The 20471-nt window shown below is 73.5% G+C and carries 13 protein-coding genes and 1 pseudogene; 6 read left to right on the top strand and 8 right to left on the bottom strand.

Annotated elements, in window-relative coordinates; all coding sequences use genetic code 11:
• The coding region (locus tag ACFW6P_RS21630) for a maltotransferase domain-containing protein (RefSeq protein ID WP_386356532.1) at nucleotides 1-763 on the bottom strand (763 nt) is incomplete at its 3' end.
• Between the two features lie 218 nt (nucleotides 764-981).
• Nucleotides 982-1437, bottom strand: a pseudogene (locus ACFW6P_RS21625) (S8 family serine peptidase); the annotation flags it as partial.
• 384 nt (nucleotides 1438-1821) lie between these two features.
• Here ACFW6P_RS21625 and ACFW6P_RS21620 point away from each other — a divergent pair.
• Nucleotides 1822-4440, top strand: coding sequence for a glycosyltransferase family 1 protein (locus tag ACFW6P_RS21620; protein WP_386356529.1), 2619 nt, complete (start codon nucleotides 1822-1824; stop codon nucleotides 4438-4440).
• Nucleotides 4441-4506: 66 nt separating this feature from the next.
• On the opposite strand, the gene ACFW6P_RS21615 is transcribed toward ACFW6P_RS21620, so the two are convergent.
• The 5 genes from ACFW6P_RS21615 to ACFW6P_RS21595 all read right to left on the bottom strand — a co-directional run bounded on the left by ACFW6P_RS21615 (nucleotide 4507) and on the right by ACFW6P_RS21595 (nucleotide 12888).
• Nucleotides 4507-5016, bottom strand: a complete 510-nt coding sequence (locus tag ACFW6P_RS21615; protein ID WP_386356526.1) for a DUF1990 family protein — start codon at nucleotides 5014-5016, stop codon at nucleotides 4507-4509.
• Nucleotides 5017-5084: 68 nt separating this feature from the next.
• The gene (locus ACFW6P_RS21610; protein ID WP_386356523.1) at nucleotides 5085-6731 is read right to left on the bottom strand and encodes a M4 family metallopeptidase; all 1647 of its coding nucleotides are present in this window, start codon (nucleotides 6729-6731) and stop codon (nucleotides 5085-5087) included.
• A gap of 213 nt (nucleotides 6732-6944) precedes the next feature.
• Nucleotides 6945-9005, bottom strand: a complete 2061-nt coding sequence (locus ACFW6P_RS21605) for a M4 family metallopeptidase (protein ID WP_386356520.1) — start codon at nucleotides 9003-9005, stop codon at nucleotides 6945-6947.
• Between the two features lie 242 nt (nucleotides 9006-9247).
• Nucleotides 9248-11098 (bottom strand): ABC transporter ATP-binding protein, encoded by a 1851-nt coding sequence (locus ACFW6P_RS21600; RefSeq protein WP_386356517.1) that lies wholly within the window; start codon nucleotides 11096-11098, stop codon nucleotides 9248-9250.
• Nucleotides 11095-12888, bottom strand: coding sequence for an ABC transporter ATP-binding protein (locus tag ACFW6P_RS21595; RefSeq protein ID WP_386356514.1), 1794 nt, complete (start codon nucleotides 12886-12888; stop codon nucleotides 11095-11097). Before ACFW6P_RS21595 ends, ACFW6P_RS21600 begins: the two co-directional genes overlap by 4 nt.
• A gap of 228 nt (nucleotides 12889-13116) precedes the next feature.
• Here ACFW6P_RS21595 and ACFW6P_RS21590 point away from each other — a divergent pair, with 228 nt between their 5' ends.
• The 4 genes from ACFW6P_RS21590 to ACFW6P_RS21575 are packed head-to-tail and all read left to right on the top strand — an operon-like array spanning nucleotide 13117 to nucleotide 16709.
• A complete protein-coding gene (locus tag ACFW6P_RS21590; RefSeq protein WP_386356511.1) occupies nucleotides 13117-14028 on the top strand; it encodes an ABC transporter ATP-binding protein in 912 nt (303 codons plus the stop codon).
• Nucleotides 14025-14774, top strand: coding sequence for an ABC transporter permease (locus tag ACFW6P_RS21585; protein WP_386356508.1), 750 nt, complete (start codon nucleotides 14025-14027; stop codon nucleotides 14772-14774). The genes ACFW6P_RS21590 and ACFW6P_RS21585 overlap by 4 nt, the downstream gene beginning before the upstream one ends.
• A 44-nt stretch (nucleotides 14775-14818) precedes the next feature.
• On the top strand, nucleotides 14819-16072 hold the full coding sequence (locus tag ACFW6P_RS21580) for a sensor histidine kinase (protein WP_386356538.1): 1254 nt from the start codon (nucleotides 14819-14821) through the stop codon (nucleotides 16070-16072).
• Nucleotides 16065-16709 (top strand): response regulator, encoded by a 645-nt coding sequence (locus tag ACFW6P_RS21575; RefSeq protein ID WP_386356505.1) that lies wholly within the window; start codon nucleotides 16065-16067, stop codon nucleotides 16707-16709. The genes ACFW6P_RS21580 and ACFW6P_RS21575 overlap by 8 nt, the downstream gene beginning before the upstream one ends.
• Before the next feature lie 9 nt (nucleotides 16710-16718).
• On the opposite strand, the gene glgX is transcribed toward ACFW6P_RS21575, so the two are convergent.
• Nucleotides 16719-18971, bottom strand: a complete 2253-nt coding sequence (gene glgX / locus ACFW6P_RS21570; RefSeq protein WP_386356502.1) for a glycogen debranching protein GlgX — start codon at nucleotides 18969-18971, stop codon at nucleotides 16719-16721.
• Nucleotides 18972-19160: 189 nt separating this feature from the next.
• Here glgX and ACFW6P_RS21565 point away from each other — a divergent pair, with 189 nt between their 5' ends.
• A complete protein-coding gene (locus tag ACFW6P_RS21565; RefSeq protein WP_386356500.1) occupies nucleotides 19161-20405 on the top strand; it encodes an Ig-like domain-containing protein in 1245 nt (414 codons plus the stop codon).
• The last annotated feature ends 66 nt before the right edge of the window (nucleotides 20406-20471 follow it).

Here is a 20471-nt window from a genome sequence, read left to right as displayed (position 1 = left end):
GCGGCTTCTCCGGAGTGCCCTCGGAACGGGGGAAGAACTCGTACCAGGACCCGTACAGGGCCCGCTCCCGCTCCACCAGCAGCGGCAGCGGCTCGCTGCTGCTCACCGGATCCCGCAGCGGATGGCGGCCCAGCACCTCGCCGACCTCGGGGGTCAGCGCCGCCGCCAGCCGCGCGGCCGGCGGACGGGTCTCGTCCCGCAGGGCGGCGACGGCGGCCAGGACCACCTCCCGCGGACCGCCCTCCCCGGGCACGCCCTCGGCCGCCCGCTCGTGGAGCCGCGCGCCCTCCTCCAGGACGACGTCCGTGTCCATGCCCGCCGGGATCTTGATCTGCGCGTGGTGACGCCAGGTGCCGACGGGGTCGCCCCAGGCCTCCACGGTGAACGTCCACAGGCCGGGCTCCCCGGCGGTGACGGTGGCTCCCCACCGGTCGGTCCCGGGTGCCAGCTCCCGCATCGGCGTCCACGGGCCGGGACGGCCCTCGGGGTCCTTCAGCACCACGTTGGCGGCCACCGCGTCGTGCCCCTCACGGAACACGGTCGCCGAGATCTCGAAGGACTCCCCGGTGACGGCCTTGGCCGGCCGGCGCCCGTGCTGGACGACCGGCCGGACGTCGAGGACGGGTATGCGCCCGACGGCCGTCGCCTCCGGCGACGGCGGTCCGGCGTCGGCCGGGCGCGCGGGGCGTGCTTCGCCGCCGGGGGCGCGCGCCCCGCTCGTGCGGCGGTTGGGGGGTGCTGGTGAATGGTGCTTGGCGGGCATGACCGCTCCTGTCCGCGTCAACGTGGGTGGGCGGATGACTGTGGGGAGGTGGGTCCTGCGTGGTGCTCCTGAGAGAGAGGGGTACCCGCAGGAGCCTTCCCACCCTATTCGGGTGGGCAATCCGGCACTTTGTTAACTACTCACACGTATGTCGACACACAAGACCGGCCTCGTCCACGACGGACGAGGCCGGGCTCTCGGCGTGACTTCCGCTTCCTCTACCCCGGCGGCACCCGCAGTAACGTGTCCGGCGATCCGGTTCCGCGGCCCGAGACCCTTCCGGTCGTCGCCGCCGCGGTCAGAGCCCTGCTGACCTGCGCCGGAGTCGCTCGTCCATGATCGGCCGGATACAGCGCGGCGGCGCCCGCGGCGTGCGGGGACGCCATCGAGGTCCCCGGGAACGTGGCGCGGGCGGTGTCGCCCGCGGCGGACGCGGACGTGATGGCGACGCCCGGAGCGAACAGATCGAGCGCCCGGCCGTGGTGGGAATAGGCCGGTTTCGCATCCCTCCGGTCGGTCGCGCCGACCGTGATCGCCTGCCGGACGCCGGTGGGGGAGGAGAGACCGGCGGACAGGCCGTCGTTGCCCGCGGCGACCGTGTACGTGACGCCGGAGGCGGCGGAGGCGCGCACGGCGGCGTCCAGCCGGGCGTTGCGCGGACCGCCCGGACTGAGGTGGGGCGTGCGCGGGCGGGGTGACGGCCGACAGCGCCACGGTACGGAGCGCCGCGGCCGGGCCCCCGGCCGGAGCGGACGCCGTGCGAGCGTCCGAGTCGCGGTCCGCGTTCCCCTCCTCGACTCGGCGTGCGGCTGCCGCGCGGGGCCGCGTGCGGCTGCCGCGGGCCGGTACGCCGGAGGCGGCCTCTCGTGGCGCGCGAACCCCCACAAGAACGCCTGCGGGGGTGGAATCGGTCATATCCGCGGAGGGTGCCGTTCCGGCCGATCGCGGACCGGGCGGCGGAGCACCGGCATCGGCGGCGCGCACGCCGGTACTGTCGTAGGGGACCTTGATGAAGCCCAGCGTCAATTGCCCTGCGCCATCCAGCGACGAGGTGGAAAGTGAAGGCGATCCGTCGATTCACCGTCCGGCCCGTTCTCCCCGAACCCCTGAGGCCGCTCAGCGACCTGGCGCGCAATCTGCGCTGGTCCTGGCATGCCGAGACCCGTGACCTCTTCCAGTCCGTCGATCCCGAGCTGTGGGCCGCCTCGGGCGGCGACCCGGTCCGGCTGCTGGGCAGCGTGCCGCCCGCGCGTCTCGCCGACCTGTCCGGGGACCGCCGTTTCCTGCGTCGTCTCGCCGCGGTCGCGGGCGACCTGCACGACTACACGACCGGCGACCGCTGGTACCAGAGCCGGCCCGCGGACCTGCCGGCCGCCGTCGCCTACTTCTCACCCGAGTTCGGCATCACGGCCGCCCTGCCGCAGTACTCCGGCGGCCTCGGCATCCTGGCCGGCGACCATCTGAAGGCGGCCAGCGACCTCGGCGTCCCGCTGATCGGCGTCGGTCTGCTCTACCGCCACGGCTACTTCCGCCAGACCCTGTCCCGCGACGGCTGGCAGCAGGAGCACTACCCGGTCCTCGACCCGAACGAGCTGCCCGTCGTCCAGCTCGAGGAGCCCGACGGCACCCCCGCCCAGGTCTCCCTCGCCCTGCCCGGCGGCAGGCGGCTGCACGCCCGGATCTGGCTGGCGCAGGTCGGCAGGGTCCCGCTGCTGATGCTCGACTCCGACGTCGAGGAGAACGACCTCGGCGAGCGCGGCGTCACCGACCGGCTCTACGGCGGCGGCAGCGAGCACCGGCTGCTGCAGGAGATGCTGCTGGGCATAGGCGGGGTCCGGGCGGTGCGGACGTACTGCCGGCTGACCGGCCACCCCGCGCCGGAGGTGTTCCACACCAACGAGGGGCACGCCGGGTTCCTCGGCCTGGAGCGCATCGCGGAACTCTGCGGCGAGGGCCTCGACTTCGACTCCGCGCTGGAGGCGGTCCGGGCCGGGACCGTCTTCACCACCCACACGCCCGTCCCGGCGGGCATCGACCGCTTCGACCGGGAGCTGGTCGCCCGCCACTTCGGCCCCGACGCCGAACTGCCCCGCATCGACGTCGAGCGCGTCCTGCGGCTGGGCATGGAGACCTACCCCGGCGGGGAGCCCAACCTGTTCAACATGGCCGTGATGGGCCTGCGGCTCGCCCAGCGCGCCAACGGGGTGTCCCTGCTGCACGGCCACGTCAGCCGGGAGATGTTCGCGGGGCTGTGGCCGGGCTTCGACCCCGAGGAGGTGCCGATCACCTCCGTGACGAACGGCGTGCACGCGCCCACCTGGGTCGCCCCCGAGGTGTTCCGGCTGGGCGCCCGGCAGATCGGCGTCCAGCGCGCCGAGGACGCGCTGACCGTGGGCGGCTCGGACCGCTGGGACTCCGTCGCCGACATCCCCGACCAGGAGATCTGGGAACTGCGGCGGACGCTGCGCGAGCAGCTCGTGACCGAGGTGCGCGAGCGGCTGCGGGCCTCCTGGCGGCAGCGCGGCGCCCACACGGCCGAGCTGGGCTGGATCGACGGCGTGCTCGACCCGGACGTCCTCACGATCGGGTTCGCCCGGCGCGTCCCGTCGTACAAGCGCCTGACGCTGATGCTGCGCGACCGCGACCGGCTCATGGACCTGCTCCTGCATCCCGAGCGGCCGGTCCAGATCGTCGTCGCCGGCAAGGCGCACCCGGCCGACGACGGCGGCAAGCGGCTGGTGCAGGAGCTGGTGCGGTTCGCGGACGACCCGCGGGTGCGGCACCGGATCGTGTTCCTGCCCGACTACGGCATGGCCATGGCGCAGAAGCTCTACCCCGGCTGCGACATCTGGCTGAACAACCCGCTCAGGCCGCTGGAGGCCTGCGGCACCTCCGGTATGAAGGCGGCGCTCAACGGCTGCCTCAACCTGTCCGTCCTGGACGGCTGGTGGGACGAGTGGTTCCAGCCGGACTTCGGCTGGGCCATCCCCACCGCCGACGGGGCCGGGACCGACCCCGACCACCGCGACGACATAGAGGCCGCGGCGCTGTACGACCTGCTGGAGCAGCGGGTGACGCCCGGTTTCTACGAGCGCGGGCAGAGCGGCCTGCCCGACCGGTGGATCGAGATGGTCCGCAACACCCTGAGCCTGCTCGGGCCGAAGGTGCTGGCCGGGCGGATGGTCCGGGAGTACGTCGAGCGGCTCTACGCGCCGGCGGCTCTGTCCCACCGGTCCATGGGACCGGACGCGGCACGGGACCTCGCCGAGTGGAAGGGCCGGGTGCGGGCGGCCTGGCCGGGGGTGACGGTCGACCACGTGGAGACGTCCGCGGCCCCGGCGCTCGCCGAGCTGGGGACGACGCTGGGACTGCGGGTCCTGGTCGGGCTCGGGGATCTCGGGCCCGACGACGTGGAGGTGCAGGTCGTCTCGGGCCGGGTGGACGAGGAGGACCGCATCACCGACGCGACGGCCGTGCCGCTGAAGCCGGTGGGCGCTCCCGACCAGGACGGGCGCCGGCTGTACGAGGGGCCGCTGTCCCTGGACCGCACCGGGCCTTTCGGGTACACGGTGCGGATCCTTCCCGCGCACCGGCTGCTGGCTTCGAGCGCGGAGTTGGGGCTGGTCGCCTCGCCTTCCGAGGAACTGGTGGCGGCTGCGGGGCTGCTGATGCGGTGAGCTCGCCGTCCGCGGGGGCCGGCCGCGCTCACGCGGCGAAGCCGCATGGCGCCGCGGCCCCCGCCCCTACAGGGGCGCGGCGAGCTGTCGCAGCACGCTGCCGCACCGCCGGGCGTAGGCGTGCTGGAAGCCCCGGGTCGCCGGGCCGCCCGCCTTCGCGTACCACGTGGCGGGCCGGCTGAAGGCGTGCACGGTCAGCCAGACCGTGCCGTCCCCCGTGCGGTCGACGACGAAGGACTCCTCGCCGCTCTCCGGGTGGCCGGGCAGCGTGCCGTAGGCCCAGCCGGCGCGGCGGGGTTCCTCGACCGTCCAGACCACGCGGCAGGGGGCCTTGATCATGCCGGCCAGGACGACGGTGACGTCCACCCCGGGGGCCGCGCGGGCCGCGCCCGTGTCGACGCCCACGCCCATGGCGCGGTGCATCTCCCAGGTCAGGACCGCCTCCGCGGCGCGGCGGAACACGTCCTCGCCCTCGCCGAGACGGGTGCGCACGGTCATGGGGCGGAAGCCCACGGGGCAGAAGCCCTCGTCGCGGGTGGCGCCGACATCGGCGTAGGTGAAGTCCTCCGAAGACATGGTCACCAAGAGTAGGGCGGCACCCGGAGCCTCCGTCGCCCCGGGTGCCGCCCTTCGGCCGTGCCGCGTCAGTTGACGTTGACGGCGGACCAGGAGGCCGCGACCGCCTTGTACTCGGTGCTGCTCGCGCCGTACAGCGCCGAGGCCGCGTTCAGCGTCGCCGTGCGGGCCTGCGCGTACTTCGTCGTCGACGTCATGTACGTCGTCAGCGCCTTGTACCAGATCTGCAGCGCCTTGGTCCGGCCGATGCCGGTGACCGTGGAGCCGTTGGACGTGGGCGAGTTGTAGCTCACGCCGTTGACGGTCTTCGCGCCGCTGCCCTCGGACAGCAGGTAGAAGAAGTGGTTGGCGGGGCCGGACGAGTAGTGCACGTCCACGCTGCCCAGGCCGGAGTACCAGGCGTCCTTGGACGAGCCGTCCTTGCTCGGCTTGTCCATGTAGCGCAGCGGCGTGCCGTCGCCGTTGATGTCGATCTCCTCCCCGATGAGGTAGTCGCCCACGTCGGAGGAGTTGTTGGCGAAGAACTCCGCGCCCGCGCCGAAGATGTCGCTGGTCGCCTCGTTCAGACCGCCGGACTCGCCGCTGTAGTTGAGGCGGGCCGTGGCGGAGGTCAGGCCGTGGCTCATCTCGTGGGCGGCCACGTCGAGCGAGGTCAGCGGGTTGGCGTTGCCCGAGCCGTCGCCGTACGTCATGCAGAAGCAGCCGTCGGACCAGAAGGCGTTGACGTAGTTGTTGCCGTAGTGGACCCGGGAGTACGCGGCCTCGCCGTCGTTGCGGATGCCGCTGCGGCCGAAGGTGTTCTTGTAGAAGTCCCAGGTCACCTGGGCGCCGTAGTGGGCGTCGGCGGCGGCGGTCTCCAGGTTGGAGGGGCTGCCGTTGCCCCAGACGTCGTCCGCGCCGGAGAAGAGCGTGCCGGTGCCGGACGTGCCGCGGTTGAGGTTGTACGTCTTGTGCCCGCCGCGGGCGCCGTCGGTGAGGTTGTACGACGACCCGGACCGGGTGGTGCTGAGGGTCACCGTGCCGCTGTAGGTGGTGTTGCCGGTGCCGGTCTCGATGCCCTGGTACTCGTAGAGCTTCTCGCCGGTGGCCGCGTCGGTGAGGACGTGCAGCTCGTTCGGGGTGCCGTCCTCCTGGAGGCCGCCGACGACCGTCTCGTAGGCGAGGACGGGCTTGCCGTCGGCCGCCCAGATCACCTTGCGGGGCGCGGAGTCCGCCTGGGTCTTCTCCGAGCCGGAGGCCCGGGCGAGGGTCACGGCCTGCTGCCGGGCCGTGGCGGCGGGGACGGCCGGCTTGAGCGAGGTGACCTTGATCGTGGCCTTCGTCGCTCTGGTGACGCCCTGGGCCGCACCGGACTTCGACTCGTGGACGACGAGGTCGCCCCCGAGGACCGGCAGGCCCGCGTAGGTGCGCTCGTAGCGCGTGTGGACCGTGCCGTCGGCGTCCTTCACGACGTCCCTGACGACCAGCTTCTCCCGCTCGCCGAGGCCTATCGCGTCGGCGGTCCGTGCGGCGTCCGCCTGCTGCTCCTCGATGAGGGCGGTGCGGGCGGGCGCGGAGAGCAGGACGGGGGCGGCGGCGAGCGTGGGCTTGCTCGCGGAGTCGGCGGCGGCGCTGCTGCCGGAGGTGAGGCCGGTGGTGAGGAGGGCACCGGCGGCGACGGCGGTGGCGACGGCCAGCGTGGTGCGCTTGTGACGCGTGTGGAGGGGGGAGTTCACGCAAGCTCCTTCGTGGGGGGCGGTGCTGTGCGATGAGTGGGGGAAGAGTGGCACTCTAGTCGCGTACATGTCAGGAGTGTGGCGTGATGTCGGCCGGAAATCGACGTGCGGACGACCGGCCGGAGCACGGAAGCGGACGCCGCCCCGGGGGATGCGAACCCACCGGGGCGACGTCCTGGACCGGGGGTCAGCCGGCCCCGCGGAGCTGGGGGTTTACGGGAACGTCAGCTTCCAGCTGTTGATGTAGCCGGTGTCGTAGGACGCGTTGTCCTGCACCCGCAGCTGCCACGTCCCGTTGGCCGGTTCGGACGAGGCGTTCACCGTGTAGGTGGTGTCGATGTTGTCCGCGCTGCCGCCGGTGCCGTACCCCTTCAGCGGGTACGCCGTGCCGTCGGGGGCGACCAGCTCCACTTTGAGGTCGCCGATGTAGGTGTGGACGATGTTCACGGCGACCGCGAGGTTCGAGGGCGCGTTGCCGCTCCGGCCGGAGACCGTGACCGGCGAGGTGACCGCCGCGCCCCGGTCCGGGATCGCCACGTCGGCGGTGTTCTCGAAGGACGTGCCCCCGCCGCCCCCGCCGCCCGGGCGGGCGCCGACGTTGACGCCCGCCCAGGCGTCCTGGACCGCCTTGTACTCGGCGCTGCCGGTGCCGTACAGCTCACCCGTGGCCGCCAGGGTGCCGGTGCGGGCGCCCGCGTAGTCGGTGGTCGAGGTGAACTTCGTGGTCAGCGCGCGGAACCAGATCTTCTCCGCCTTGGCGCGGCCGATGCCGGTGACCGGAAGGCCGTCCGAGGTGGGCGAGTTGTAGGTGACACCGTTGATGGTCTTGGTGCCGCTGCCCTCGCTCAGCAGGTAGAAGAAGTGGTTGGCGGGGCCGGACGAGTAGTGCACGTCGATCGAGCCGATGCCCGAGTACCAGGCGTCCTTGGACGAGCCGTCCTTGCTCGGCTTGTCCATGTAGCGCAGCGGCGTGCCGTCGCCGTTGATGTCGATCTCCTCCCCGATGAGGTAGTCGCCCACGTCGGAGGAGTTGTTGGCGAAGAACTCGACGGTCGAGCCGAAGATGTCGCTGGTCGCCTCGTTGAGGCCGCCGGACTCGCCGGAGTAGTTCAGCCCCGCGGTGTTCGAGGTGAGCCCGTGGGTCATCTCGTGCGCGGCCACGTCGATCGACGTCAGCGGGTTGGCGTTGCCCGAGCCGTCGCCGTAGGTCATGCAGAAGCAGCTGTCGGACCAGAAGGCGTTGACGTAGTTGTTGCCGTAGTGGACCCGGGAGTACGCGCCCTTGCCGTCACCGCGGATGCCGGAGCGGCCGTGCACGTTCTTGTAGTAGTCCCAGGTGAGCGCCGCCCCGTAGTGGGCGTCGGCGGCGGCCGACTCCAGGTTGGAGGGGCTGCCGTTGCCCCAGACGTCGTCCGCGCCGGAGAACAGGGTGCCGGTGCCGGAGGTGCCGCGGTTGAGGTTGTACGTCTTGTGCCCGCCGCGGGCGCCGTCGGTGAGGTTGTACGACGACCCGGACTGGGTGGTCGTGAGGTCGACCGTGCCGGAGTACACCGTGTTGCCGGTGCCGGTCTCGATCGCCTCCCACGTGTACAGCTTCGCGCCGGTGGTGGCGTCGGTGACCACGTGGAGTTCCCGCGGGGTGCCGTCGTGCTGGAAGCCGCCGACGACCGTCTCGTACGCCACGACGGGCTTGCCGCTCGCGGCCCAGATCACCTTGCGGGGCTCGCGGTCGATGCCGGGGCTGCCGGCCTCCTCGGCCTTCCCGGCGGTCAGGGCCTGCTGCCGGGCCTTCGCGGCGGGCACCACGGTCTTCGTCGTGGCCGGCGCGATCGCGGCGCGGGTGGCCTTCACGACGGCGGCGGTCTCGTCCGCCTTCGTGCTCTCCACGAGCAGATCGCCGCCCAGCACCGGCAGACCGTCGTAGGTGCGCTCGTAGCGGGTGTGCACGGTGCCGTCCCGGTCCTTCAGGACGTCACGGACGACGAGCTTCTCCTGGGCGCCCAGGCCCAGGTCCTTCGCGGTCTCCGCCTTGGCGGCGTCGGCCTCGCGGATCAGCGCGGCGCGCTGGGCGGGCGTGAGCCTGACCGACTCGGAGCCGGGGTTCGCCTGGCTCGCGGCCCGCGGTGCCTTCTCCGGGGCCGCGACGGCGGTGCCGCTCTGCACGGCGGCGGCGATCAGCGCGGCGACGCCGGCGAGGGCCACGGCCGCGGTGCGGCGGGGGGTGTGGGAGGTGTGTCTGTGGGAGGTGCCTCTTCGCGAGGAACTGCTTCTCAACACTGGCTCCTTCTGCGGGACCGGGGGTCGCCCGGCCTGGGGAGGTGGAGGTGTTGCGGTGGGGTTGCTGTGCAGCAGTCGTGGGAAGCGTGGCAGGCGACCGCGCTTTCTGTCAGGAGCGCGTCAAAACAATGGCCGGAAACGGTTCGTTGAACGGAAGTTCATGTTCGCTATACGAACGCTTCACCGGCGGGTCGAGGGTGGCCGAGACCCCTCGTCTGCCCCGGCCACCCGCTCGTGCCCTACGCCAGGCTGTCCCGCCACGCCCGGTGCAGATCCGCGAACCTGCCCGTCCCCGCGATGAGTTCGGCCGGTTCGCCGTCCTCCACGATCCCTCCGTGCTCCATCACCAGCACCCGGTCCGCGATCTCCACCGTCGACAGCCGGTGCGCGATGACCACGGCCGTACGGCCCTTCAGCACCGTCGCCATCGCCCGCTGCACCGCGCGCTCGCCCGGCACGTCCAGCGAGCTGGTCGCCTCGTCGAGGATCAGCACCGCCGGGTCGGCCAGCAACGCCCGTGCGAACGCGACCAGTTGGCGCTGTCCCGCCGAGATGCGACCGCCGCGTTTGCGGACGTCGGTGTCGTAGCCGTCGGGCAGCGCGCTGACGAAGTCGTGCGCGCCGATCTCCTTCGCCGCCTGCTCGATCTCCGCGCGCGTGGCCTCCGGGCGGCCGATCGCGATGTTCTCGGCGACCGTGCCGGAGAAGAGGAACGCCTCCTGCGTCACCATGACCACTCCGCGCCGCAGTTCGGGCACGGCGAGGTCGCGCAGGTCGACGCCGTCCAGCAGCACCCGGCCGTCGGAGGGGTCGTAGAGGCGGGCCAGCAGCTTCGCCAGCGTGGACTTGCCGGCGCCCGTGGAGCCGACGACCGCGACCGTCTGCCCGGCCGGGATCGTCAGGTCGAAGCGGGGCAGCACCTCGCCGCCGGTGCGGTAGGCGAAGCGGACCCCGTCGAAGACGACCTCCCGGCCCGGGTGCTCGCTCGCCGGCGGGGGGAGCCGCCGGGGGTGCGCGGGCTCGGGCACCGACGGGGTCTGGGCGAGCAGCCCGGCGATCTTCTCCAGCGAGGCCGCCGCCGACTGGTAGGAGTTGAGGAACATCCCGAGCCGGTCGATCGGGTCGTACAGCCGGCGCAGGTACAGTACGGCCGCCGCCAGCACACCGAGCGCCAGCGTGCCGTCGGCGACCCGGTGGGCGCCCCACAGCACGATCGCCGCCACCGCCGTGTTGGCGATCAGCCGGGAGCCGGTGACGTACCGGGCCATCTCCAGCAGCGCGTCGCCGTTGGTCCGCTCGTGCCGCCGGTTCAGGACGCCGAAGTCGGCGTCGTTGGCGGCCTCCCGGCGGAAGGCGCGCACCGGCCGGATGCCGTTCATGGTCTCGACGAACTTGACGATGACGGCCGCGATCGCGGTCGACCGCGCCCGGTACACCCGCCCGGCCCGCCGCTGGTAGCCCCGCACCAGCGCGTACAGCGGCAGCAGGGACGCCACCGCCACGCTCCCGAGGCCGAGATCCAGCCAGAGCAGCATCGCCGAGATGTAGACGAAGGACAGGACGACCGTCACCAGCTCCTGCAGGCCCTCGTCCAGCAGCTCGCGCAGCGACTCGACGTCCGTGGTGGAGCGGGAGATGAGCCGGCCCGAGGTGTAGCGCTCGTGGAAGTCGACGCTCAGCGCCTGCGCCTGGCGGAAGATCCGGCCCCGCAGGTCCAGCAGCACGTCCTGGTTGACCCGGGCCGCCGCCGCGATGAAGGCGTACTGCAGAGCGCCCGCGGCCAGCGCGCACGCCAGATAGCCGGCGCCCACCGCGATCAGCGGCCCGCGGTCCTGCGCCCGGAAGGCCGGTACGGCGCGGTCGATGGCGTACGCCACGAGCAGCGGCCCCGCCTGCACGACCGCCTGCTGAACGAGCAGCAGCAGCGTGGTGACCGCGACCCGGGCCTTCAGGGGCGCGAGCAGGGAACGCAGGAGGGCCGCGGTCGCGCCCGGTGGCGTGGGCAGGACGTCCCGGTCGAACGGGTCGCCCGGGGCGGTGGGCCGGTCGCCGGGTTTGCCGCCGGCCGGTGCGGTGGTGGCCGCCGTCATCGGGCTTCCTCCTCTTCCCCTGACGCCGCTCCGGACATCAGGTGCCGGTACTCCGCGTTCGTGCGCAGCAGTTCCTGGTGGGTGCCGACCGCGGCGATCCGGCCGCCGGACAGCAGCGCGACCCGGTCGGCGAGCAGCACGGTGGACGGGCGGTGCGCCACGATCAGGGCGGTGGTGTCCGCGAGGACCTGCCGCAGGGCGGCCTCCACGGCGGCCTCGGTGTGCACGTCCAGGGCGGACAGCGGGTCGTCGAGCACGAGGAACTCCGGCTGCCCCACCACGGCCCGCGCCAGGGCCAGGCGCTGGCGCTGCCCGCCGGAGAGGCTGAGCCCCTGCTCGCCGACCCGGGTGTCGGTGCCCTGCGGCAGGGCGTGCACGAAGCCGGCCTGGGCGACGGCCAGCGCGCGTTCCAGCTCGGCCGGGCCGGCGGTGCCGCCGGCGCCCATGAGGACGTTCTCGCCGACCGCGGCGGAGAACAGCGTGGGCTCCTCGAAGGCGACGGCGACCCTGGCGCGCAGGGCCTCGCGGGACAGGCTCGCGATGTCGGTGCCGTCGAGGGTGATGCGCCCCGAGGTCACCTCGTACAGGCGGGGGATCAGCGCGGTCAGCGTCGTCTTGCCGCTGCCGGTCGCTCCGACGAGGGCCATGGACTCGCCGGGCCGGATGTGCAGGTCGATGTGGCTCAGGGTGGGCGGGGTGCCGGGGTCGGCGTCGGGGTAGCGGAAGGCGACGCCGTGGAAGCGCAGCCCCCGGTCCCCGGCCCCGGCGGCACCGTCGCTCGGGGCGGCGGACGGGTCCTCGGGCGGCTCGTCCATCACCTCGAAGTAGCGCTGCGTGGCCGTCGCCGCCTCCTGGCTCATCGCCAGGAGGAAGCCGATCGACTCCACCGGCCACCGCAACGCCAGCGCCGTGGACAGGAAGGCCACCAGCGTGCCCGCCGACAGGTCCCCGCCGGCCACCTGGACGACCCCCACCACCAGCGCCGCCCCGATCGCCACCTCCGGCAGCGTCACGATGACGCCCCAGATCGTGGCCAGCAGCCGCGCCTTGCGCAGCTCCGTGCCCCGCAGGGTTCGCGACAGTTCGCGGAAGGCCCGCGCCTGGCTCCGGTGGCGGCCGAAGCCCTTGATGACGCGGATGCCCAGGACGCTCTCCTCCACGACCGTCGTCAGGTCGCCGACCTGGTCCTGGGCGCGCCGGGCCGCAGCGGCGTACCGCTTCTCGAAGACCACGCAGGTGACCAGCACCGGCACGGCCGGCCCGAGGACGACCAGCCCCAGCGTCCAGTCCTGCAGCAGCATGATGACCACGCCGACGAGGATCGTCACACCGTTGACCAGCAGGAACGTCAGCGGGAAGGCGAGGAACATGCGCAGCAGCATCAGGTCCGTCGTGCCCCGGGACAGCAACTGCCCCGACGCCCACCGGTCGTGGAAGGACACCGGCAGCCGCTGGAGGTGCCGGTACAGCTCCGCCCGCATCGACGCCTCGACGTGCGACAGCGGGCGCGCCACCAGCCAGCGCCGCAGCCCGAACAGCAGGGCCTCCGCGAAGCCGAGCAGCAGCAGCCACAGCGCCCCGAGCCACATCCCGGCCGGGTCCTCGTCGGCGACCGGCCCGTCCACCAGCCACTTCAGGACGAGCGGGATCACCAGGCCCGTGCAGGAGGCGAGTATCGCGACGAAAGCGGCGGTGGACAGCCGCGCCCGCACGGGCCGCACGTAGGGCCACAGGCGCAGCAACGTGCGTACGGCGGACGGGTTCTCGGCGGGGGCGGGTGTCGTGGACATCAGCAGCGAGCCTACGGTTCACCACTGACACTTCTCACCGGTTTTTCGGCCGGTCCGCGTCCGCCGTGACTCACGCGACCCGTGCGTTCGACGGGCCGTACGACGGCGCGGTCGCGCGGGCCACGGCGGCCCGGCCCGGGTCGTACCGCCGTATCGGCCGATCGGCTGATGCCCGTTCGAGCGGGACGGCCGATGCGCCGGGCGCGCTCCCTCCGGGACCCTCCTCGTATGCCGACCGCACCCGTCATCGAAGTCACCGAGCTGCGCAAGAGCTACGGGGGCCGCCCCGCCGTCGACGGGGTCTCCTTCGCCGTCGAGGAGGGGGAGGTCTTCGGGATCCTCGGCCCCAACGGCGCCGGGAAGACCACCACCGTGGAATGCGTCGAGGGGCTGCGCGTGCCCGACTCCGGCCGCGTCCGTGTGACGGGCCTCGACCCCGTCGCCGACCACGAGCGGGTCACCCGTGTCCTGGGCGCGCAGCTCCAGGAAGGCGGACTCCAGCCGAAACTGACCGTACGGGAGGCGCTGGAGCTGTACAGCGCGTTCCACCCGCACCCCGCCGACTGGCGTCCGCTGGCCGAACGGCTCGGCCTGCGGGAGCGGCTGAACACCCGGTTCGCCCGGCTCTCCGGCGGCCAGAAGCAGCGCCTGTCCATCGCGCTGGCCCTCGTCGGCGACCCCCGGATCGTCGTCCTGGACGAGCTCACCACCGGCCTCGACCCCCGCGCCCGCCGTGAGGCCTGGCGGCTCGTCGAGGACGTGCGCGCCCGGGGCGTCACCGTCCTGCTCGTCACGCACGGCATGGAGGAGGCGCGGCGGCTGTGCGACCGGATCGCGGTGATCGACCGGGGCCGGGTCGCCGCCCTGGACACCCCGGCCGGGCTGATCCGCCGCTCGGCGGGCGCCACCGTCGTCGGCTTCACCCCGTACCCGCCACTGGACACCGGCGAGCTGGCCGGCCTGCCCGCCCTGGCCCGGCTCGCGCTGCACGACGGCCGCATCACGCTGTCCGGCACCGACGAGACCGTCGACGCGCTGCTGTCCCTGCTGGCCCGCCGGCGCGTCACCGCCCACCGGCTCCGCGTCACCGACGCCACCCTGGAGGACGCGTTCCTGGACCTGACCGAGGCCTCGGCATGAGCACCGCCCTGTTCCACCCGGCCGTCGTGCGCGCCGAGTCGCGGCTGTTCGTCCGCGAGCCGGGCGGCCTGTTCTGGATCCTGGCGTTCCCGGCCCTGCTGCTGGGTGTCCTCGGTTCCGTGCCGTCCTTCCGCGCGGCCCAGGAAGGGCTCGGCGGGCTGCGGATCGTCGACGTCTACGTGCCCGTGTGCGTGGTGACGGCCCTGATCATGGCAGGGGTGCAGGCGATGCCGCCGGTCCTCACCGGCTACCGCGAGCACGGTGTCCTGCGCCGGCTGTCCACCACCCCCGTCCGGCCCGCCTCCCTGCTGGCCGCCCAGATGCTGGTGAACGGACTCGCGGCCGTGGCCTCGGCGCTGCTCGCGCTCGCCGTCGGACGGCTCGCCCACGGCGTACGGCTGCCCCAACAGCCCCTCGGCTACCTGCTGGCGCTGCTCCTCGCCGTCACGGCCGCCCTCTCCCTGGGAGCCGTGGTGGCGGCCCGGGCCCGCACCACGAGGAGCGCGACCGCGATGAGCACCGCGGTGGTCTTCCCGATGCTGTTCTGCGCCGGGGTGTGGGTGCCGGTGGCGGCCATGCCGGAGGTGCTGGCCCGTGCCGTCGTGTGCACCCCGTTCGGCGCCGCCGCACGCGCCCTGGACCAGGCGGCCGCGGGCCGGTGGCCACAGGGGTGGCTGCTGGGCGTGCTCGTCGTGTGGACGGTGGTGCTCTCGGCGTCGGCCGCCCGCTGGTTCCGCTGGGAATGAGCCGGAACAGGGGCGGGAGCGGTGCCGTGGCCGACACTGACGGGATGGCGGACGTGGCGGGAGTCGAACAGCGGTGGACCGCGTACCTGCGCCGGGGCCCTCACGGGATGCTGGCGGCCGGCGCGGTGCTGTCGCTGGCGACGGCCGATCCGGTCGGCATGACGACGGCGGAGCGGTACACGGCCCTCGTCCTGACCGGCGCCGCGGTCGTCCTGCAGCTGTGGTTCGGGCGCTGGTCCCGCGACCGGCCCCCGGCCCCGTCGGCGGCGGGCACCCGCTACTACTTCGCGCGCTGGGCGCTGGGATTCGCGCTCAGCTGGTGCAACCCGTTCTTCGCGTTCTACGCCGCCGCCGGGTACCTCGGCCCCGACCGGCTGCTGCGCGGCCGCGCGCTCAAGGCCGGGCCGGTGGCCACCGCGGTGGTCGTCGCCGGGTCCCAGGCCGGCGGGATGCCCCTGCGCGGGCCGTCGGCCTGGCTGCTGTTCGGCGGGCTGCTCTGCGTCCACCTCGCGCTGCTGGCCGTGTTCGGGCAGCTGGCCGCGCGGGAGGAGGAACGCAACCGTCTCCAGACCGCGACCATCGCCGAACTGGAGCGGACCAACGCGGCGTTGCGGCGGGCCCTCGACGAGAACGCCGCCCTGCACACCCAGTTGCTGGCGCGGGCCAGGGAGGCCGGGGTCGCCGACGAGCGCCGCCGGCTGGCCGCCGAGATCCACGACACCCTCGCCCAGGACCTGACCGGCATCATCGCCCAGCTCCAGGTCGTGGCCAACACCCCGGACCCCGGCCGGGCCCGCGCCCACGTGCTCCGCGCGACGGACCTGGCCCGGCACAGCCTCGGCGAGGCCCGCCGCTCGGTGCACAACCTCGCCCCCATGGCGCTGGCCGACGCCGGACTGCCCGAAGCCCTGCGCAAGACGGTCGGCGAGTGGGGCGAACGGACGGGCGTACGGGCCGAGTTCACGGTCACCGGCACTGCCGAGCAACTCCACGGGGAGGTCGCGGCCACGCTCCTGCGGATCGTCCAGGAGGCCCTGTCCAACACGGCCCGGCACGCGGACGCCGCCCGGGCCGGGGTCACCCTGTCCTTCCTCGGCGAGGAGGTCATCCTCGACATCCGCGACGACGGCCGCGGCTTCGACCGGGCCGCCACCGGGGAGCGCACCGGCACCGGCGGTTTCGGCCTGCCCGGCATGAGCGCCCGCGCCGAGCGCATCGCCGGCTCCCTCACGGTCGAGTCCGAACCGGGCCTCGGTACGGCGGTCTGCGCTCGCGTACCGTTGGTCCGCCATGACTGACGACGCCGCGATCACCGTGCTCATCGTCGACGACCACCCCGTCGTCCGCGACGGCCTGCGCGGCATGTTCGAGTCCGCGCCGGGCTTCCGGGTCCTGGGCGAGGCGGCCGACGGCGTGCGGGCCGTGGAGCGGGCCGCCGCCCTCGACCCCGACGTGATCCTCATGGACCTGCGGATGCCGGGCGGCGGCGGGGTCGACGCCATCACCGAGCTCACCCGCCGCCGCGCGCGGGCGAAGGTCCTCGTGCTGACGACGTACGACACGGACACCGACACCCTCCCCGCGATCGAGGCGGGAGCGACGGGCTACCTCCTCAAGGACGCCCCGCGCGACGACCTCCTCACCGCGGTCCGGGCGGCGGCCGGGGGCCGCACGGTCCTCTCCCCGGCCGTCGCCTCCCGGCTGGTCTCGGCGGTACGCACCCCGCGATCCCCCGGGGGCGAGCAGCTCTCCGCCCGCGAGCGCGAAGTCCTCGCCCTGGTCGCAGGGGGCACCTCCAACCGCGAGATCGCCCGCGAGCTGTTCATCAGCGAGGCGACCGTCAAGACCCACCTCACCCACCTGTACGCCAAACTGGGCGTCAACGACCGCGCGGCGGCGGTCGCGACGGCGTACCGGCGGGGCATCCTGCGCTGAAGGCCGCCGTCAGCCCGCCACCCGCAGCAGCAGCACCGCCCGCGCCGGCACCGTGATCTCCGCCCCCGCCGGATGCTCCACACCCGGCGCCCCGCTCTGCTCCTCCAGGCTCGTGTCGACGACGACCTCGTACCGCTCCGCCCACGGCGGGCCCGGCAGCACGAAGGTCTCCTCCTCCCCGCCCGCGTGCAGCACGGCGAGGAAGCTGTCGTCGAGGATCTGCGCGCCTCGCTCGTCCCGGCCCGGGATGTCCCGGCCGGACAGGTACATGCCGAGCGTGGCGGCGGGCGCGTACCAGTCCCGCTCGGTCATCTCGGTGCCCCGGGAGGTGAACCAGGCCAGGTCGCGCAGCCCGTCCGGGGCCTGGGCGCGGCCGGAGAAGAACGCCCGGCGCCGCAGCACCGGGTGCCGGTGGCGCAGCGCGATCAGCCGCGAGGCCAGCGCGAACAGTGCCTTCCAGCCCGGGTCCTCCAGCAGCTCCCAGTCCACCCAGCTGATCTCGTTGTCCTGGCAGTAGGCGTTGTTGTTGCCGCGCTGGGTGCGACCCAGTTCGTCGCCCGCGACCAGCATGGGCACGCCCGTGGACAGCAGCAGCGTGGTCAGCAGGTTCCGCAGCTGCCGGCGCCGGAGCGCCCGGACGCCCTCGTCGTCCGTCTCGCCCTCGGCGCCGCAGTTCCAGGCCCGGTTGTCGTGCGTGCCGTCCCGGTTGCCCTCGCCGTTGGCCTCGTTGTGCTTGTGCTCGTAACTGACCAGGTCGCGCAGGGTGAAGCCGTCGTGCGCGGTGACGAAGTTGACGGAGGCGTACGGCCGGCGCCCGCCCCAGGCGTACAGGTCGCTGGAGCCCGACAGCCGGTAGCCCATCTCCCGCACGTCCGGCAGCGCGTGCCGCCAGAAGTCCCGCACGGTGTCGCGGTACCGGTCGTTCCACTCCGTCCACAGCGGCGGGAACGCCCCCACCTGGTAGCCGCCCGACCCCACGTCCCACGGCTCGGCGATCAGCTTCACCCGGCGCAGCACCGGGTCCTGGGCGATGACCGCGAGGAACGGGGAGAGCATGTCCACGTCGTGCATGGAGCGGGCCAGCGCCGCCGCCAGGTCGAAGCGGAAGCCGTCCACGCCCATCTCCGTCACCCAGTAGCGCAGCGAGTCGGTGATCAGGCGCAGCACCTGCGGCTGGACCACGTGCAGGGTGTTGCCGCAGCCGGTGTAGTCGGCGTAGCGGCGGGCGTCGTCCTGGAGGCGGTAGTAGCCGCGGTTGTCGATGCCCTTCAGGGACAGGGTCGGGCCGAGCTCGCCCGCCTCCGCGGTGTGGTTGTAGACCACATCGAGGATCACCTCGATCCCGGCCGCGTGCAGCGCGCGCACCATCCGCTTGAACTCGCCGACCTGCTGGCCCCGGGTCCCGGAGGACGCGTAGTCCGCGTGCGGGGCGAAGTAGCCGACGGAGTTGTAGCCCCAGTAGTTCCTGAGGCCGCGGCGCAGCAGGTGGTCCTCGTGCGCGAACTGGTGCACGGGCAGCAGCTCCACCGCCGTCACCCCCAGCGTCACCAGGTGCTCGATCGCGGCCGGGTGCGCGAGGCCGGCGTACGTGCCGCGCAGCTCCTCGGGGACGCCCGGGTGCCGCCGGGTGAAGCCCTTGACGTGCAGCTCGTAGAGCACCGAGTCGGCCCACGGCGTCTTCGGGCGGCGGTCGTCGGACCAGTCGTCGTCGTCGTGGACGACGACGCCCTTCGGGACGTACGGCGCCGAGTCGCGGTCGTCGCGGACGGTGTCGGCGACGTGCTGCTGCGGCCAGTCCCGGACGTGCCCGTACACCTCCGGCGGCAGGCGGAAGTCGCCGTCCACCGCGCGGGCGTACGGGTCGAGCAGCAGCTTGGCCGGGTTCCAGCGGGCGCCCGTCCAGGGGTCCCAGCGGCCGTGCACCCGGTAGCCGTAGCGCTGCCCGGGCAGCACACCGGGGACGAAACCGTGCCAGATCCCGTGGGTCAGCTCGGCGAGCCGGACCCGCGACTCCTTGCCCGCCTCGTCGAAGAGGCACAGCTCGACGCCCTCGGCCCCGCCCGCCCACAGGGCGAAGTTGGTGCCGGCGACCCCGTCCGGGCCGGCCCGGAACCGGGCGCCCAGCGGCGTCGGCGTGCCCGGCCGGGCGGGCACCGCGGGCGGCGGCGCGGCTCGCCGCCCGCCGTTCACGGCGGCGGCCTGGCGCCCGTTCCCGGTGGCCCGAGGACCGGCCACCGCCTCCTGCTCGGCTGCGCTGGACACCTTTCAGCCTCCCGCGGCTCGTGGAACGACGGGGGACAGAGGGGCGCGGCCCCGTGCTGCGGCCCGGGTCGCGGCTCCCCTGCGCGTCGTCCTCCCCACTGTTCTGCCCAGAGCGTAGGTCGCACTCACGTTTCCCCGGAGGGCGGGCATGGTCGTTTCCCGGGGACACGGCCGGTCGTTGGGCACCTCGTGAGGCACGTACAAGGGCGCGCACGGCGCGCGAGGGCCGCGCTGGCCGCCGTAGTGACATGGGCAGGGCTCCTGGCCGGGGCCACGGGCTGTACCTCGGACGACGCGGGCGGGATCGCCGGGCTCTTCGGCGCGCCCCCGGCGCCCGAGGACGCCATCGAGATCTCGCCCGGGGACGGCAGCAGGGGTGTGCGCCCCGGCGGGAGGCTGCGGGTGCGTGTGCCCGACGGCCGGCTGGAGTCGGTGAGGGTCGTCCGGTCGCAGGACGCGCAGGAGACCCCCGTCCCCGGGCGCCTCTCCGCCGACCGCCTGACCTGGGAGCCCGAGGAGAAGCGGCTGGCGCTCGGCGCCGAGTACACGGTCGACGCGGTGGCCGTGGACGGCGACGGCCGCCGCTCCGCCCGGCACACCACCTTCACCACGTACGTCCCCGAGGAGCGATTCATCGGCTACGTCACGCCCGAGAACCGCGCCACGGTCGGCACCGGCATGATCGTCTCCCTGGAGTTCAACCGGAGGATCACCGACCGGGCGGCCGTCGAACGCGCGGTACGGGTCACCGCCCGCCCACCCGTCGAGATCCGCCCCCACTGGTTCGGCCGGACGCGGCTGGACTTCCGCCCCGAGCACTACTGGAAACCCGGTACCAGGGTCACCGTCGACCTGCGGCTGCGGGACGTGAGGGGAGCGCCGGGCGTCTACGGCCTGCAGCACAAGACGTTCTCCTTCACCATCGGCCGCAGCCAGATCTCCGTGGTCGACGCCGCCGCGCACTCCATGGAGGTCAGGCGCGACGGCGAGCCGCTCGCCACCGTGCCCGTCACCGCGGGAGCCCCGAAGACCACCACGTACAACGGGAAGATGGTGGTGACCGAGATGCTCGAGGTCACGCGGATGAACGGGGCCACGGTCGGCTTCAAGAAACGCGACGGCAAGGGCGAGTACGACATCGCCGACGTCCCGCACGCCATGCGCCTCACCGACTCCGGCACCTTCCTGCACGGCAACTACTGGGCCCACGCCAGCGTCTTCGGCCGCACCAACGTCAGTCACGGCTGCATCGGGCTGCGCGACGTGAAGGGCGGCGGCCCGGCCACCCCGGCCGGCTGGTTCTTCGACCGCAGCCTCGTCGGGGACGTCGTGGAGGTCGTCAACAGCAACGACAAAAGGGTCGCTCCCGACAACGGACTCGGAGGATGGAATATGGGCTGGAATGCGTGGAAGGCGGGCAGCGCGGTGAAGTGAACCGGCCGCGCGGCGGGTTGACCCGGCGTTCGTTGGGACCGAACGGTGACATTCGCGGGCCGCCGG

Source organism: Streptomyces sp. NPDC058741, from assembly GCF_042746715.1.
Lineage (GTDB): Bacteria > Actinomycetota > Actinomycetes > Streptomycetales > Streptomycetaceae > Streptomyces.
The sequence above is the reverse complement of the archived record's forward strand: the minus strand, read 5'-3'. Positions and strand labels throughout refer to the sequence as shown.